This window comes from Chondromyces crocatus (assembly GCF_001189295.1).
GTDB classification, from domain to species: domain Bacteria; phylum Myxococcota_A; class Polyangia; order Polyangiales; family Polyangiaceae; genus Chondromyces; species Chondromyces crocatus.
Window position 1 is genome coordinate 11,188,977 of the sequence record NZ_CP012159.1, and the last position, 14,642, is coordinate 11,203,618.

Genomic DNA, 14,642 nt, shown 5'->3' on the forward strand with positions numbered 1-14,642 from the left:
TGCTGCTAGCCTGCCATCGTGGCCCGTCGCCGCGGAGTAGTGGAGCGTCTGGGATCGCTGATCCAGCGGGAAAAGCACATGCGGCCGCCGGAGCACGTCGACGCGGCGCCCATGTCGTACCGGGACTGGGAGGCGGCCGTCGGGAGCCGCATCGCTGCGCGAGCACGCCCGCTGAAGCTCGAGCGCGGCGTGCTGCTGGTGAAGGCCGCCAGCGCGACATGGTCCCAGGAGCTGGCATTGCTCGGGGATACCATCGCCGCACAGCTACGTTCTCGCGGTTTCAGGGTTCACTCCCTGCGCTTCCGGGTGGGTCGGGTGGACCCACCTGATCGGCCACCCTGGCGGGACGAGGTGCGCACCGAGCCCCCCGAAGTCCCCTTGCCACTCGAGCTGAAGCAGCAGCTCAACCAGGTCGACGATCAAGACCTGCGCGCAGCGATCGCTCGGGCGGCCTCGCGGAACCTCGGCTGGCAGATGCTCAACGCCGCGGAGGCACGCCGCGCAGAGGCCCGAAGAAAGGTCCGAGAACTCCCAGGCATGGCTCCACGGGAGGCCTGGCCAGGACGACCCGACGCCCAGGAGATCGCTCCGGCAGGCCCCCCCAGGAGACCGCCGACGGAGCCGCTCGAAGTCCCTACTTCAGCGCCACCAGCCGCTCGAGTCCCTCGATCCGTTGCACCAGAAAGCGCTCGGCCGGCCCGAAAGAAGGCGCCAGACGCCGCAATTCGTCGAGATAAGCCCTGAGTGGGCCGAGGTCCGGCGCCTTCACCTTGCGCACCACCGTGTACAGCTCGTCGATCACCGGCGCAGGCAAGGGACGCCGGGCGATCGAGTACAGCTCGAAGCTGTAGTTCACCCAGCTCGACTTTCCGGTGGCCCCTGCCAGACGCGCTGCGTACCGGGTGGCGAGTTCCGCTGCTGGCATCTCCAGAGGGACGTTCGCTCGTGCGCGGTTGAGGATGTCGAGCAGGATGGTCTGGAGGATGCGCTCCGCCTCGTCGGCGCGTCCCAGCCCGAGCGCTTTGTCAGCCAGGTTCGAGAGCAGCTTGAGCGACTGGAACCCCTTCGAGCCGCCGTCGCCGCTGCCACCGAACTCCGTGGGCTCGTCGGCGATCTTCCGCATGTCGTTGAGCGCCATCGCGCCGAGCGTCTGCGTAGCACGCCGGAAGTCGATGCCCATCCCGTCCGGATGCAGCTCCTCACCACCGTAGAGCAGCATCTCCTGGCTCCCGATGGTGATCTTGTCCCCGTCGGCGACCTCTTTCTGGACCGTGATCCGCAAGCCGTTCACGTACACGCCGTTGCGGCTCTCCAGATCCTCGACGACGACCCCCTGCGCCCGCACCTGGAGCGCCGCGTGCTTGCGCGACACCAGCGGGTCGTCGAGCGAAAGCTGACACTCGCCGCTACGCCCGATCAGGAACGTACCCTCGGGGAGCTCGAAATCATGGGCTTGATAGCGAAGGCGAAACGTCATGCGGTCACTTCAGCGCGCCAAGGCGCTCCAGCCCCTCGATCCGCTGCAGGATGAAGCGCTCTGCGGGTGAGCGCTCGTCAGCCCTTTCCCGGATGCGCTTCAGATACCCACGCAGGATCGTCATATCGACAGATTTCACCTTCCGCAGGACCGTGTACAGATCGTCGACGAGAGGACCAGGCAGCAGCAATCCTAGCCGAGTGTTCAGCTCGAAGATGTAGTCGACCCACGCACCGCGGCTGGTCGCGCTCGCCAGGCGAGCCGCGTAGGTGCATGCCTTGGCGGCCAGTTCGGGCTGCACCTCGGCGCCCATGCGTGCACGGACCAGGATGTCGGTGAGGGAGCGATGAAGAATGCGCTCCGCTTCGTCCACGCGCCCGAGCGCCAGGGCCTTGTCCGCCACCCCTCCGATGAGACTGAGCGCATTCACGCGCTTGTCGGGGTGGGAGGGGGTCTCGTGGAGCAGGCGCCGCGAGGCGATGGCGGTGGTGCCGTCGTCTTCTTCGTCATCGTCGCCGTCGCCGTCCAGCGGCTCGACGATGTCGACCGTCCGAGCGTTCTGGGTCTGCCGCGCCCAGGCATTGCCCGTCTTGTTCGGGCTGACCGCGAGTTCCACGGTCCCGAGCAGGTTCATCTCCTGGCTGCCGATGGTGATCCGATCCTGGTCGGCGAGGGACTTCTTGCCCGTGATCCGGACCCCATTGACGAAGACGCCGTTCCTGCTCCCGAGATCCTCGATGGTCACCCCTTTGTCGGAGACCGTGAGCAGGCCGTGCCGACGCGACACGAGCGGATCATCGAGCGAGAGCTGGCAGTCCGCGCTCCGTCCTATGACGAACTCGCCGTACGGCACCTCGAGATCGTGGGCGAGGTAGCGCAGCCGGATGCCCATGTTGCAGCCATACCAAACCGGCCGAGAGGCCGTCAAAAGACACTGCTCAGACCGCTTTGGCTGGGTGGTGCAACCCACACCACTCGGCCCTTGGAATCACGCGATGGCGATTATCCGTCGACGCTGGGTCGCGACACAAGATGGAGGAGTGCAAGGACCAGCCGCGGATGGGCCAGGAGGCCATAGATTTTGAGATCGCCGCGGACGAGCTGCGCCAGCATCTGTCGCAACGGTGCGGCCCCGTGTGGGTGTCGCACGCCGAGCACGGGGACCGCGACCCGGCGATGGAAGGCGACCTGGGGCAGCCTCAGCAGCACTTCTTCGTCACCGCAGAAGGTGATCGTCGGGACGCCGATGGCGCCATCGTGGATCGTGAGGCGCCCGTGGTCGAAGCGCATGGTCAGGGAGACCCCGCTGTCCTGGGCGACGACCAGGACCGACGCCCTGAATGCCCGGAGCTGGGCGCGTCGCGATGGATGGCGGGCGAGATTGTCGCGGATGAGCTCCCCGAGCCGGACGGCCAGGAGGTTGTCCTCGGCTCCAGGGGCGAGGTCAACGATGGGCTGCATGCCTCGTCGTCACCCGCAGGTGGGGGTCGGGTCAAGTGACTTGGTCTACGCCGATGTCGTGTCGAAGCTGTCGACCATCGAACGCGATCAGCCCTGCCGCGTGGTAGGCGCGCTCGCGCGCTTCGTCCAGAGAGCTTCCCGACGCCGTGACGGCGAGCACCCTGCCGCCAGCGGTCACGATCACGCCGTCCTGCTCGGCCGTGCTCGCGTGGTGCACCACCACCCCTTCCAGGGCGGCGGCCGCCTCCAGGCCCTCGATGGCGTCACCCGTCTTCACTGCACCTGGGTACCCTCGCGCCGCCAGGACCACCGTGAGCGCATGACGTCCCTCCACCAGCCGCGCCACTTCCTTCCGGAGCGCGCCGGAAGCAGCGGAAGCGAGCAGCTCGGCCACGTCGCCGTCCAGCAGCTCCATGAGCACCTCGCACTCTGGATCCCCGAACCGGACGTTGTGCTCGAGGAGCATCGGATCCCCCGCCGGTGAGATCATCACCCCCGCGAACAGCACCCCACGAAAGGGCCTCCCTTCTGCACGCATCCCGTCCAGGGTCGGCCTGAGGATCTCGGCCTCGATGCGCGCCACGAGGTCCGGCGCGATCCGATGGCTCGGCGCGAAGGCGCCCATCCCCCCCGTGTTCGGCCCCCGATCACCATCGAAGATTCGTTTGTGGTCGCGCGCCACAGGAAGCACACAGAACGCTTCGCCGTCGGTGATGACGTGCAAGCTCGCCTCCTCCCCTGGCAGAACGTCCTCGATGATCACGGCATCCCCAGCGGCGCCGAAGCGGCGCTCCACCAGCGCTGCCCGCGCGGCGGCGAGTGCCTCGTCCAGCGTGGCCGCCACGACCACGCCCTTGCCAGCGCAGAGCCCATCCGCCTTGATCACGACCGGAGCGCCTCGCGCCCGGAGGATGGCTTCCGCTTCGTCATAGCTGCGCGCCACACGGTAAGCGGCCGTGGGAATCCCGTGACGAGAGGCGAACTCTTTCAAGAAGACCTTGGACGCCTCCAGACGAGCCGCCTCGCGACTGGGCCCGAACGTGAGCACACCTGCGGTGGCGAGCGCATCCGCGGCCCCCTCGCACAGCGGCGCCTCGGGCCCGACGACGACCAAGTCCACGCCCTCCGCCCGAGCCAACCGCACCATCTCGGCGGGTTCGAGGGAGGTGATGGCCACACGACGGAGCGGCGCGAATCCCGTCGCTCGCTCCGTGGCGACCCCTGCATTTCCCGGCGCCACGAGCACCTCATGCACCGACGGCGAGCGCGCGAGGGCGCGCGCCAGCGCATGCTCGCGTGCCCCGGAGCCGAACACGAGGACACGACGACCGGACCTGTGGCCATGACTGGAACTCACCCGAGGGCCGCTACCACGTGACCCGACCGGGCGGGAGAGCTTGCGGAGCGCACGACCTCCCGAGGGTCGTGGGGCGCTTGCGCCGCGGACGCTGTGGTAGAACCGCCGCCCGTCGGTCGGAGGGAACCATGAAGCGACATCGCGTGTCGTGGGACGAGTATTTCATGAAGATCGCCGAGGACGTCGCCTCGCGCGCAACCTGCGATCGCAAGCACGTGGGCGCCGTGATCGTGCGCGACAAGATCATCCTGGCCACCGGGTACAACGGCTCGCTGCGCGGGCTACCCCACTGCGACGAAGAAGGCCACCTCATGGAGGACGGCCACTGCGTGCGCACCATCCACGCCGAGGCCAACGCCATCATCCAGGCCGCGCGAAATGGTGTCCGCCTGGAGGGCGCCACGATCTACGTGACCGCTTCCCCTTGCTGGGGGTGCTTCAAGATGATCGCCAACGCCGGTCTCACCAGGATCGTCTTCGGCGAATTCTACCGGGAAGAGCGCATTTTCCGCTTCGCCACCCAGCTCGGCATCGAACTCGTCCCCCTCCCTCAGCCTGAAGCCAGTCCCCCTCCCGAAGCGGGCCCCTCTGCCTGAAGCCGGCTCGGTCCGCGGATCCGCGTGAGCCCAGACAAAAGGCAAAGGGCCCGCCACACTCGCTTTCCGTTACCGTTGCTCCCTTCCGGGCCTGGCGGGGTTCGCGGCGCGCTGTCGGCGGACCCATGAGGTCCTGGCGTCATGAACTGACGCTTCACCCTTCTAGCCCATGGTCGGTGTCCTGTCGAGGCCTTCCACCTCCCGTCGACCCCACCCGAGCGCTCCAGATGACCCCTCCCCAGACGACCCGGCGTGGGCAACCCCCCCAAGGCAGACACCTGAGCCCAGAAACGCGCAATGGGACGAGCGCGCACGAGGCTTGCTTCATTGCCGTCAACCCTTACGTTAGGAACGTCTTGGATCCGTTCAACAATGACGCGGGCGCAAACCAGGGGGAGCGCCTGTTCCGCCTCCTCCTCTTCATCGCCTCTGCTGCGCTCGCCGCCGCCCTCCTGCGTTTCACCTGGCGAGAACCGCTGGTCGTGGGCACGGCGCTGGGGCTGGTCCTCGCCCTGGCCAGCGTGCGGTGGCTCGCCCGCAAACGGCTCATACGCGTGCTCCGCTCCGGCGACGTGCGGGCGTTGCTCGACCGCTGGTCTCCAGCGCTTCGACGCGCCCCTCACCCTGCCACGATGGCGCCGCTGATGACTGCGACCGCCTTCACAGTGTGCGGCTGGGTCGCCAAGGCGCGCGGGGCCTTGGCGCTGGCCGAGCGAGGCCCTGCCTGGGAAGCGGCTCTCGAGCACCGCCTCTTCCTGGAGACCCTGCTCGATGCATTCGAAGGCGACCTGGACAGCGCGCTCGTTCATGCGCGCCGCCTGGAGCGCCTGCCGCTGCCCGAGGTGGGTGGGACGCTCCGCCACCGGATCCTCAGCCTCCGCGCTGCGGCCGCCGCCCTGGCGCGCGCCTTCGCCCATCAGAGTGTGCCGGGAGACCGAGAGCTGCTGAGTCGAGCCGGAGAAGTCAGCCCTCTCGTGTACTGGGCCATGCGGTATGCCGCTGCCGTCATCGCCATCGATGAAGGCGACCTCGGAGGCGCGAAAGGTCTCCTGAGCAACGCCCCCCCCTGGCCAGACGAGTCCACGTTCAAGGCCTTCCACGAGGAGATCACCGAGCAGATCGGCCTCCATCGCTCTCTGCAGGCCTGATCGTCACCACCTTCCCCCAGCCCACGCACAACTTATCCACAGCCTGTGGACAACTCGGACACGCACGCTCGACCACCGATCGGCACGACTCCCCGGCAGACACGGAGGTGAAGCCTGAGGTTGAGGAGCGGAAGATTGCGCAACGGCTTGCGCAGCGGCGCCCACTCAGAAATACGGCCGCAAAATCAGTGACGCAAACGGCGCGACGACCGACCCTCCCTTGAAGGTCTGCGCCTGGAGCCCTCCCTCCAGTCCCAAGGTGACAGCGGGGACTGGCCGCAGACGGAACCCAGCCCGGACGGCCCCACCGAGCCCTGCGGACCCATCGAGGCCTTGCACCATGGCCGCGCCCCCCATCGCCCCCACATAGAGCCCATCCTCTCCGAAGGGCGTGAACTCCACCCGGGGACCCACAGTCACGAAGGACGCCGAGATGGCCATCAGCTTGCCGCCAGGCTTCGCTGGCTCACAGGTCTGGCACCCGGCCTGTGGTTCCAGCGAACTCGCTGGCGCGAACAGATCACCTCCCCCATCGGTCCGCCGCATGTACTTTTCGAACGCCATGAACTCGAGCCCGACCGACATGTAACGAACCGGTCGGTACCCTGCGTGCAGACCGAGAGAGAAGGCGGAGAAGCTCGATCGCAGGACCTGCGGATGCTCTGCGGTTGCCCAGACAAAACCACCGGCCACGCCAACATAGAAGCGACGACTCTTCCAGGCCTCTGCCTCGCCAGCCACGCCCGCCACGCCCGCCACGTCCGCCTCGGCACGGGCTTCGTCTGCGGAGTCTCGCTGAAGAGAGGACGAAGGAGGTGGCGGCTCAGCCCAGGCCTCGCGGCCCAGGGACCAACTCGTCAAAGCAACCACGGAGAAGAGGAGGGGGAAGCAGCGCATGGGGCGAACCTCGCCTGTTCGGACGGTCATCGACGACGCAGCGGGACATCCGGGTCCGATCGAACCGCGTCACCGACGGCGGATTGCAAGAGGCAGACCGTCCGACCAACGCAAGGCTCGAGGGTGCGGCAGGCGCGCCACGGGAAGGAGCATCGTGCTCGACCGCGGCGCTACCCGAGGCGTGAACCGCCACGTAGGCGCCGACGCCAGCAAGCATGAGGACTGAAAGAAGAGTCCGACCAGGGTCCGGTTGGCAACCAGGATGCGCAGTTTGCGCAACCGATTGCTCGAACCGGAAGCCCTGGCCACACAGGGCTGCTCAGCGCCGCCGGTACGGAGCGCGGCCCGCGAAGAGTGCGCCGTCGCCAAGGGTGTGCGCAATCCGGAGCAGCTGGTTGTACTTTGCCGTGCGGTCGGAGCGCGACGCCGAGCCCGTCTTGATCTGGCCGGCGTTGGTCCCCACCGCGAGATCGGCGATGAAGGTATCCTCCGTCTCGCCCGAACGATGGGAGATGACCGAACGATATCCCCCCTCCGAAGCTTGCCGGATGCACTCCAGCGTCTCGGAGACGGAACCGATCTGGTTCAGCTTGATGAGGATCGCGTTCGCCAGCCCATCAGCCATCCCCTGTGCGAGGCGCTCCGGGTTGGTCACGAACAGATCATCGCCCACGAGCTGCACCTTCTTGCCGAGCCGCTCGGTGAGCAGCTTCCAGCCGGCGTGGTCGCCCTCGGCGCAGCCATCCTCGATGGACACGATCGGGAACTTGGCGCAGAGGTCCGCGTAGATGTCCACGATCTCCTCGCGGGTCCGGGGCGCCTTGTCGAAGGTGTAGCGCTCGGTCTTCTGGTCGTAGAACTCGCTGAGCGCCGCATCGAGCGCGATGCCCACCTCCTCGCCGGGCTTGTAGCCTGCCGCCTCGATCGCGCGCACCACGTACTCCAGCGCCGACTGGTTCGACGGGAGACGCGGTGCGAAGCCACCCTCATCACCGACGGCGACGACCTGCCCGTCCTTCTTGAGCAGCCCCTTCAGGGTATGAAAAATCTCGACGCCCGTGCGCAGCGACTCCGCGAAGGAGGAAGCCGCGTAGGGGATGACCATGAACTCCTGCACCTCGAGGCCACTGTCCGCGTGGACGCCGCCATTGAGGATGTTGAGCATCGGCGTGGGCAGTACACGTGCCTGTGCGCCGCCCAGGTAGCGCCAGAGCGGCAGCTCCACCGTGTCCGCAGCGGCCCGCGCCACCGCCATGGAAACGGCGAGGATGGCGTTCGCCCCCATCTTCGACTTGTTCGGCGTCCCATCGACCCCGAGCAGCACCTGATCGACCGAGGCCTGGTCCAGCGCATCCATCCCGACGATCGCGGGCCCCAGGCTCGTCTCGATGTTGCGGACGGCGGTGAGCACCCCCTTGCCCAGGTAACGCCCCTTGTCGCCATCACGGAGCTCGATGGCTTCGTGCGCGCCCGTCGAGGCCCCGCTCGGGACGGCGGCGCGGCCGAACCCGCTCAGCGTGGCGACCTCGGCCTCGACCGTGGGGTTACCACGCGAGTCGATGACCTCTCGGGCAATGACGCTCTGGATCTCCGACATGATGTCTCTCCTGGGGCCGCGAAGGCCCGCTGACGCGATGCCCTCGCCCGCCCTGGAGGAGGGACGCTCGCGCGATCCCCCCTCGCCCGAAGGTGACGAGGACCCGCTCACGCGATGGTGAGACCCGCCTCGGGCGGGTCGCGGGGTGCGGGAGCATAGGCGGCCCCGGCTTCTCTGTCGACGGTGGACGGCGCGCTGACGTAAGCTCCGCTCAGCGTGGACACAGGGCGGATCGAAACATCCATCGGCGTCTTCGGAGAGGAGCTGCTCCTCTGGATCTGCATGTTGCGGCAATCGCCGCGACGGCCACCTCCGGAGCACGTCCTGCGTCAGGCGAACTTCCTGCTCGACGAGCTCAAAGGGAGCAAGGTCGCCCAGGAGGTCGACGTGCAGGCCGCGGACGACGGCATGTTCGTCATCGCCGCACTGCTGGACGAGCTGGCCATGGGGCTGCCGGACCTGCGCCCGCTCTGGGCGCAGCACCCGCTCCAGGCCACACGCTGGCTCACCCACAACGCAGGCGTCGAGGTCTACGACCGGCTGACGCGGGTCTACGAAGGCCCCCAGAACGTGATCGCCAGCTACGCCGTCGTGCTCGGCCTCGGCTTCCTGGGCCGTTTCGGCCTCCCCGGTCAGAACCCGTACGCCGTCGCCCAGCTCCGCCGCGATCTCACCGTCAAGCTGCGTGTTGATCCCGATCGCGACCGCATGGGCGGCACGATCCACAAGGTGCGTGCCGACGAGGCGGCCATGCACGCCACCAAGGAGGCCTGGTACCGATCCATCTGGGTGGGGCGAGGCCTCGCCTTCCTGCTGGTCCTGGTCGGCGCCACCGCCCTCATCATCTCGATCTACAGGAAAGTCGCCGGATGAGCGGCCCCTTCGTCTACGAGATCGCCAGCGTCTACGCCGCCCTGGAGCGGACGCACGGCAAGGACCCGTACGCCGTCCCCTGGTATCTGGTCATCGGCGACCCGGCCTCGGGCCGCTCCACGGCCGTCCAGCGGATGGACCTCACCTGGGAGAACCAGGGACCGCTCGCCATCGGCTTCCCGCAAGCGCAGTGCACGTACTGGCTCGCGCGCGAGGCGCTCTTCATCGAGCCCGGCGCGTCGGTGCTCGGCCCTCAGCGGAACCCCCAGGCGCTCGACGCCCTCTGCCAGGACCTCAAGCAAGCCCGCACGAGGGAGCCCCTCGACGGCATCCTGCTCGTGCTCAACATCGCCGAGTTCGTCGATCTCGACGACGCCCGGCTCGAGGAATACGCCGGCCGCATCCGCGGCTACCTCGTCGAGGTGGGCAAGTCGCTCCAGGAAGACGTGCCCACCTACGTCGTGCTCACGCGCTACGACACGCTGTGGGGCTTCGCCGAGGTGTTCCAGTGGGGCCCCGAACGCGTCCGCGAGGAGCCCTGGGGGTTCGTGCTCCCGTTCGACACCGACAGCCAGGACGCCGTCCCCCGGATCCGCGAGCAGCTCGAAGGCCTGAACGCGCGCTTCGAGGCCTTCTGCATGCACCGCCTCCTCTCCGAAGATCCTCCCGAGCAGCGCACCCGCGCCTTCCAGCACCTCGCCGAGGTCCGCGCCCTCAAGGAGCGTCTCGCCCAGCTCTTCGAGATCCTCTTCCGGGCGAACTCTTATGAACGCGCGCCGTGGATCCGCGCCATGGTCATCGGCAGCGCCGTTCCAGGCACGGGCGATCGCCTCCGTGCCGGCGTGACCCGCTTCATCAACATGGGCCTCGCGCAGCCGGCGCCCGCCCCGGCGACGCAGCGCCCGGGCGGCTTGCCCATCCATGCCTTCATGAAGCTCGTCGTCCTCCCCGAGAAGGACCTCGTGCGGACGAAGACCCGCTGGCGAGAGGATCAGATCTTCGTGCTCGCCCTCGTCATCGGCGCCTTGCTCCTCGTCGCCACCGGCATCACGGAGCTGATCCTGGCGCTGCTGGAGAAGCCGACGTAGCCGCCCGCTGCTCGCCAGCGAGCTTCACCTCGAGGTCGACCCACCTTCCGAAGTCCGCCTCGATGTTGAACAGCCCGTAATCGAAGTAACGACCATTGATGAGGATGTGCGGCGTCCCTCGCAGCCCCGCCTTGTTCGCCGCCTCCTTGTCGTGAGCGATCGCCTGCATCGCTGCCTCGCTCTCCATGTCCGCTTGAAAGCGCTTCATGTCGAGCCCCAGCTTGCGGGCGTACCCGAGCAAGTCGGCATCCGTCAGCGCCTGCTGGTTCTCGAAGAGCAGCCGCTCCATCTCCCAGTACTTCCCCTGCGCATGCGCCGCGAAGGCGGCACGCGCCGCCGGCATCGCGTGGAGGTGCGCAGGGAGCGGATAGAACTTGTGAATCAGCCGCACCTCGCCGTTGTGGCGCTCGAAGGCCCTGTCGATGATCGGCATCGCCCGCCGGCACGAAGGGCATTCGAAATCCGACCAGACCACGACCTTCACGGGCGCCCCCTCGGGGCCGCGCGACGGCGAGCTGCCGGCATCGACCTGACGCACATCGGGTCCGAAGCGCGCCGCGTAGGCCGCCTGCACCTCGCTGCTCGAAGCTCCCCGCTTGAACCTGTCCGCGATGAGCTGCGCCGCCGGCACACACGCACCACACGCACGCGACTCACGCACGCACTGCGCGATGGACACCGCATGCTCGGAGCACGGCGCGTAGAGTTCGGAGACGAGCTTCCACCACATGACGCGCTCACGACGAACGAGATGCGCCGTGTCCACGCCCGGCAGATCTTCAGGCTCGCTCGCGGATACAGGAAGCGGCTCGGCGCCGGACGGCCCAGGCAATGCCGCGGGCTCATCCACGAAAGAAGCTTCGCCTTGAGATGACGAAGCACCACACGCAGCGAGCGCGCTCGTGAAGATCACGGCACCGGCGAGGGCGACGATCGGATGGTGGCGGTTCAGCACGCGGTGAACTCTACACCTCACCCCTCGAAACAGGAGTGGATTGGGGTCTCGACACCGGCACCTCACCGGGTTACGCCCTTTTCGCCTCGCGAGCCGCGGAGAGCGCCCGGAGCCAACGCTTTGACCACCTCCACCCGCCTCTCCTCGTTCTTCGCACGTGAGCACGCGCGTTGCCCGACGTGCCTCGAGCCCATCCCGCACGGCGCCGATCCGTGCCCCGAGTGCGGAGAGCCACGAGGCCTACCGAACTCGTCCGCGGGCAGGCCCTCCATCGCCGACGACCCGCCGGACGCCAGCTGGCTCACGATGCACTGGCGCCCGCTCGTCACCCTGGGCGCCGTCGCCACCCTCATCTTCGCCGGCGTGCTCTTGCGCTACCTCGCGCCGCACCGCTTCGCCCCCAACAGGGCAACCACGGCCCACGCCCCTGTCCCCACCACCTGCCCCTCCCCCTGCTGGGGCGGCGAAGCCTGCCAGCTCGGGCGGTGCGTGTGGCAGCGCCCCAACGACATCGGTCATCTCACGGCCGTCCCCTCCATCTCCGGACCGTTCTCGCTCCCCAAGGACGCCTCCGACACCCTCTTGCTCGACGACGAGCGTTTCGCCGTCGCATTGCTCACGGGCACCCAGATCCGCAGCGCCCGCACCGGCGAGGTGCTCAGCCTCATCAGCGAAGCGTTCCACTCGCGCCGCCTCTACCAGGTCGGCGACATGGTCTACGCCACCTCGCCGCAGCGCATCTACGTGCTGCATGCCGCCTCGCCCAGGGTCCTGAAGACCATCGAGATGGGATCGCTCGTCGGCGACCTCCTGGTCGGCTCCACGGGTCGCCGCGTTCTCGCCTCGTTGCCCCACCTCCACGCGGTGGCCATCCTCGCCACCGAGTACCACGCCGAGATCGACCGCATTCAGTTCGGCGACGACACCGTGGGACCGCTCGCCGTCGACGACAGCGGCTCCCGCGCCATCACCATCACCATCCAGAACACGCCCCCCGGAGGGCGCGAAGCCGTCGGCGGCGCGGCATACGCCTTCGATCCCGGCCGCCTCGGGTGGGATCAAGATCGCGTGCGCGCCTCGCTCCTCGGCAACCCGGTGAGCGTGCTGATGACCCCTGACGGAGACCTCAGCCTCGTCGCCTTGCGCGCCGCGAACGCCCTCGCCCCCTTGCGCTGGCAGCCCTCGGGCGCCGTCCGCCAGGAAGCCGACCGCATCGCCACCTGCCGAGAGCCCGAGCACCTCGAGCTCATCCGGAGCGAGCGGCGCGCCATCATCCGCTGCAACGAAGGCCGAGCGATCCAGATCCTCGACCTCACCCAGCTCTCCATCCTCCAGAACATCGACCTGCACGGCCGCGCCACCGACGTCGCGGTCTCTCCCGACAACGCGCAGGCCGTCATCGCGGTGAACAGCGAAGGGGCGGGCTCCCTCGCCCTCATCGATCTCAGGACGTACGCGGTCTCCACCGTCCCGCTGAGTGCCGAACCGACCCGCGTCCGCTTCTCTCCCGACGGCCGCGCGGTGATCGCACTCTCCGAACGGTCCAAGGTCGCATGGGTGATCCGGTGAGCGACAACCAGAGCATGTCCGGAAGCGCCACCGCGCAGCCCGGCCCGGTCTCCGACCCTCGTATCCCTTGCCCCAGCTGCAAGGCGCCCATCATCGAGGGCGCTCGCAAGTGCCGCGCTTGCAAGGCATGGCTCGGAGGACAGCAACCCAGCACGAGCCCCACCCCCCGACGCACGGGTCGCGTCACCGTCACCGTGCTCGCCACCGTGGTCGCGGCGACCCTCGCGCTGCTCGGCAAGAACGAGTCCAGCGTCGGCGAAGCACCGCCCCTGACCGTGCTGCAGCCCGAGGGTTCGGCGCCTCCAACCGCACCGCGGCCAGGCTCCATCGGCCCTGACGAAGCCGATCAGGCCGAGCCCTCCCTCCCCCTCGCCGTGAAGGTCGACGAGCGCTGGAAGGTCGTCCGCGAGTTCCGGGTCGGCGACTTCCACCCCCTCGACGTCGCCTTCAACCCCTCGGGCGCGTCCGTCTACGTGAGCGGCGACGACGCCTCCTTGCGCGAGTACAAGCTCAAGAACGGCGACCTGCTTCACAAGGCCTCGGTCCCTGCGCAGGGCGATCACATCCGCGTCCTCTTCGATCGCTACGTCGCCGTCCTCCGACACGAGGACGCCGCCCGCATCCCCGTGATGGACACCACCGCCTGGGATCGCGACCCCGTCCTCCTCGAGGTGGGCCGGAACCCCGACGACATCGTCGCCCTGCCCGACGGCAAGAGCGTCGTCGCCACCTCGGGCAAGTCGAAGCGCGTCACCCGCTTCGAACTCCCGACCGGCGCGCGCGTCGCCAACATCACCCTGCCGCACGGCAGCGGCCAGCTCTACGTCGTCCAGGCCAACGGTCGCACCCACATCGGCGCGCTCGGTGGCCTCATGCACGGCAACCGCCCCGCAGGCGCCTGGCTCGACCTCTTCGACCCCGAAGAGACCCCGTTCGGCGCCACGCGGCGCAGCATCCCGGCGGGTCGCGACCCTCGCGCTGGCGCGGTCAGCATGGACGGCGGCTCCCTGCTCTTCCCCGACCGCATGTCGAACACCGCGTTCTACATGTCCGTCACCGGCGTCACCCAGTCGCACCAGCTCACCGTGAGCGGCGGCCCCACCCGTGCCTTCCTGCTCGATGACGACCGCTACGGCATCACCCTGAACGCCGACGCGCGCACCGCGAGCGTCCTCGATCTGGCGACCAGCAAGTCCGTCATCGGCACCTTGCCCCTGCGCGGTGTCCCCTGCGGCGGCGTCACCTCACCCGACCGCAAGACCCTCTTCGTCGCGCTCGGCGGCGAGGAGCGACCGCCCACCGGCAGCGGCGTGGACATCATCTCCGGCGACCCGCCCAAGGTCGTGGCCTCCATCCCCACCGGCCGCGGCGCTTGCGCCGTCGCCGTCTCCAAGGATGGCCGCAAGGCCGCCGTCGCCTCCTACCACGACCGCTCGATCATCATCATCGAGCTGTGATGCACAGGGCGAGGGCACGTCCCCTCGCCGCCCCGCCGAGCAAAGCGCGTCGAGATCCCACCACCTTGTGATCCGCTCGGGAGGACGCGGCACTCGTCGTCTGTCGGGGCCATCGGCCGTCGAGCACGCTCTCCCCGTTCGTTGCCGTCGAGCACACACTCTCTGGC

The 14,642-nt window shown here is 68.4% G+C and carries 14 protein-coding genes and 1 other RNA gene; 7 read left to right on the plus strand and 8 right to left on the minus strand.

The features are described from left to right. The first annotated feature begins 111 nt into the window (after positions 1-111). Positions 112-744: a DciA family protein gene (locus CMC5_RS49345; protein WP_425394848.1), complete on the plus strand. Its 633-nt coding sequence runs from the start codon at positions 112-114 to the stop codon at positions 742-744. On the opposite strand, the gene CMC5_RS40785 is transcribed toward CMC5_RS49345, so the two are convergent. The 4 genes from CMC5_RS40785 to purD all read right to left on the minus strand — a co-directional run bounded on the left by CMC5_RS40785 (position 635) and on the right by purD (position 4,295). Then, positions 635-1,477, minus strand: a complete 843-nt coding sequence (locus tag CMC5_RS40785) for an FHA domain-containing protein (RefSeq protein WP_050435478.1) — start codon at positions 1,475-1,477, stop codon at positions 635-637. The two genes, CMC5_RS49345 and CMC5_RS40785, sit on opposite strands and share 110 nt — an antisense overlap. A 4-nt stretch (positions 1,478-1,481) precedes the next feature. Then, positions 1,482-2,369: an FHA domain-containing protein gene (locus tag CMC5_RS40790; RefSeq protein WP_050435479.1), complete on the minus strand. Its 888-nt coding sequence runs from the start codon at positions 2,367-2,369 to the stop codon at positions 1,482-1,484. Positions 2,370-2,479: 110 nt separating this feature from the next. Continuing rightward, complete coding sequence (locus tag CMC5_RS40795; protein ID WP_050435480.1) at positions 2,480-2,938, minus strand: hypothetical protein; 459 nt, start codon at positions 2,936-2,938, stop codon at positions 2,480-2,482. 31 nt (positions 2,939-2,969) lie between these two features. Then, positions 2,970-4,295: a phosphoribosylamine--glycine ligase gene (purD, locus tag CMC5_RS40800; RefSeq protein WP_050435481.1), complete on the minus strand. Its 1,326-nt coding sequence runs from the start codon at positions 4,293-4,295 to the stop codon at positions 2,970-2,972. Positions 4,296-4,423: 128 nt separating this feature from the next. Here purD and CMC5_RS40805 point away from each other — a divergent pair, with 128 nt between their 5' ends. Continuing rightward, positions 4,424-4,891 (plus strand): deoxycytidylate deaminase, encoded by a 468-nt coding sequence (locus CMC5_RS40805; RefSeq protein WP_082363318.1) that lies wholly within the window; start codon positions 4,424-4,426, stop codon positions 4,889-4,891. Between the two features lie 40 nt (positions 4,892-4,931). Here CMC5_RS40805 and ffs read toward each other — a convergent pair. Next, positions 4,932-5,019: signal recognition particle sRNA small type (gene ffs, locus CMC5_RS41815), an RNA gene on the minus strand. 228 nt (positions 5,020-5,247) lie between these two features. Between ffs and CMC5_RS40810 the strand changes: the two genes are divergently transcribed. Beyond that, entirely contained in the window at positions 5,248-6,039 is a 792-nt protein-coding gene (locus CMC5_RS40810; RefSeq protein ID WP_050435483.1) for a hypothetical protein, read from the plus strand. Between the two features lie 165 nt (positions 6,040-6,204). Here CMC5_RS40810 and CMC5_RS45555 read toward each other — a convergent pair whose 3' ends face one another. Both CMC5_RS45555 and eno read right to left on the minus strand, forming a co-directional pair. Beyond that, positions 6,205-6,624 carry a hypothetical protein gene (locus CMC5_RS45555; protein WP_156339257.1) on the minus strand — a complete coding sequence of 140 codons (420 nt, stop codon included), beginning with the start codon at positions 6,622-6,624 and terminating at the stop codon, positions 6,205-6,207. A 631-nt stretch (positions 6,625-7,255) separates the two neighbouring features. After that, positions 7,256-8,533, minus strand: coding sequence for a phosphopyruvate hydratase (gene eno, locus CMC5_RS40820; RefSeq protein ID WP_050435486.1), 1,278 nt, complete (start codon positions 8,531-8,533; stop codon positions 7,256-7,258). Positions 8,534-8,749: 216 nt separating this feature from the next. On the opposite strand from eno, the gene CMC5_RS40825 reads away from it, so the two are divergent. After that, positions 8,750-9,406: a DotU family type IV/VI secretion system protein gene (locus tag CMC5_RS40825; RefSeq protein WP_245678170.1), complete on the plus strand. Its 657-nt coding sequence runs from the start codon at positions 8,750-8,752 to the stop codon at positions 9,404-9,406. Further along, a complete protein-coding gene (locus tag CMC5_RS40830) occupies positions 9,403-10,494 on the plus strand; it encodes a type VI secretion system protein (protein ID WP_050435487.1) in 1,092 nt (363 codons plus the stop codon). The genes CMC5_RS40825 and CMC5_RS40830 overlap by 4 nt, the downstream gene beginning before the upstream one ends. On the opposite strand, the gene CMC5_RS40835 is transcribed toward CMC5_RS40830, so the two are convergent. After that, positions 10,454-11,449, minus strand: a complete 996-nt coding sequence (locus CMC5_RS40835) for a DsbA family protein (protein ID WP_050435488.1) — start codon at positions 11,447-11,449, stop codon at positions 10,454-10,456. The genes CMC5_RS40830 and CMC5_RS40835 overlap by 41 nt on opposite strands. 120 nt (positions 11,450-11,569) lie before the next feature. Between CMC5_RS40835 and CMC5_RS40840 the strand changes: the two genes are divergently transcribed. Both CMC5_RS40840 and CMC5_RS40845 read left to right on the plus strand, forming a co-directional pair. Further along, positions 11,570-13,018 (plus strand): zinc ribbon domain-containing protein, encoded by a 1,449-nt coding sequence (locus CMC5_RS40840; RefSeq protein ID WP_050435489.1) that lies wholly within the window; start codon positions 11,570-11,572, stop codon positions 13,016-13,018. After that, positions 13,003-14,475 (plus strand): YncE family protein, encoded by a 1,473-nt coding sequence (locus CMC5_RS40845; RefSeq protein ID WP_156339258.1) that lies wholly within the window; start codon positions 13,003-13,005, stop codon positions 14,473-14,475. Before CMC5_RS40840 ends, CMC5_RS40845 begins: the two co-directional genes overlap by 16 nt. The last annotated feature ends 167 nt before the right edge of the window (positions 14,476-14,642 follow it).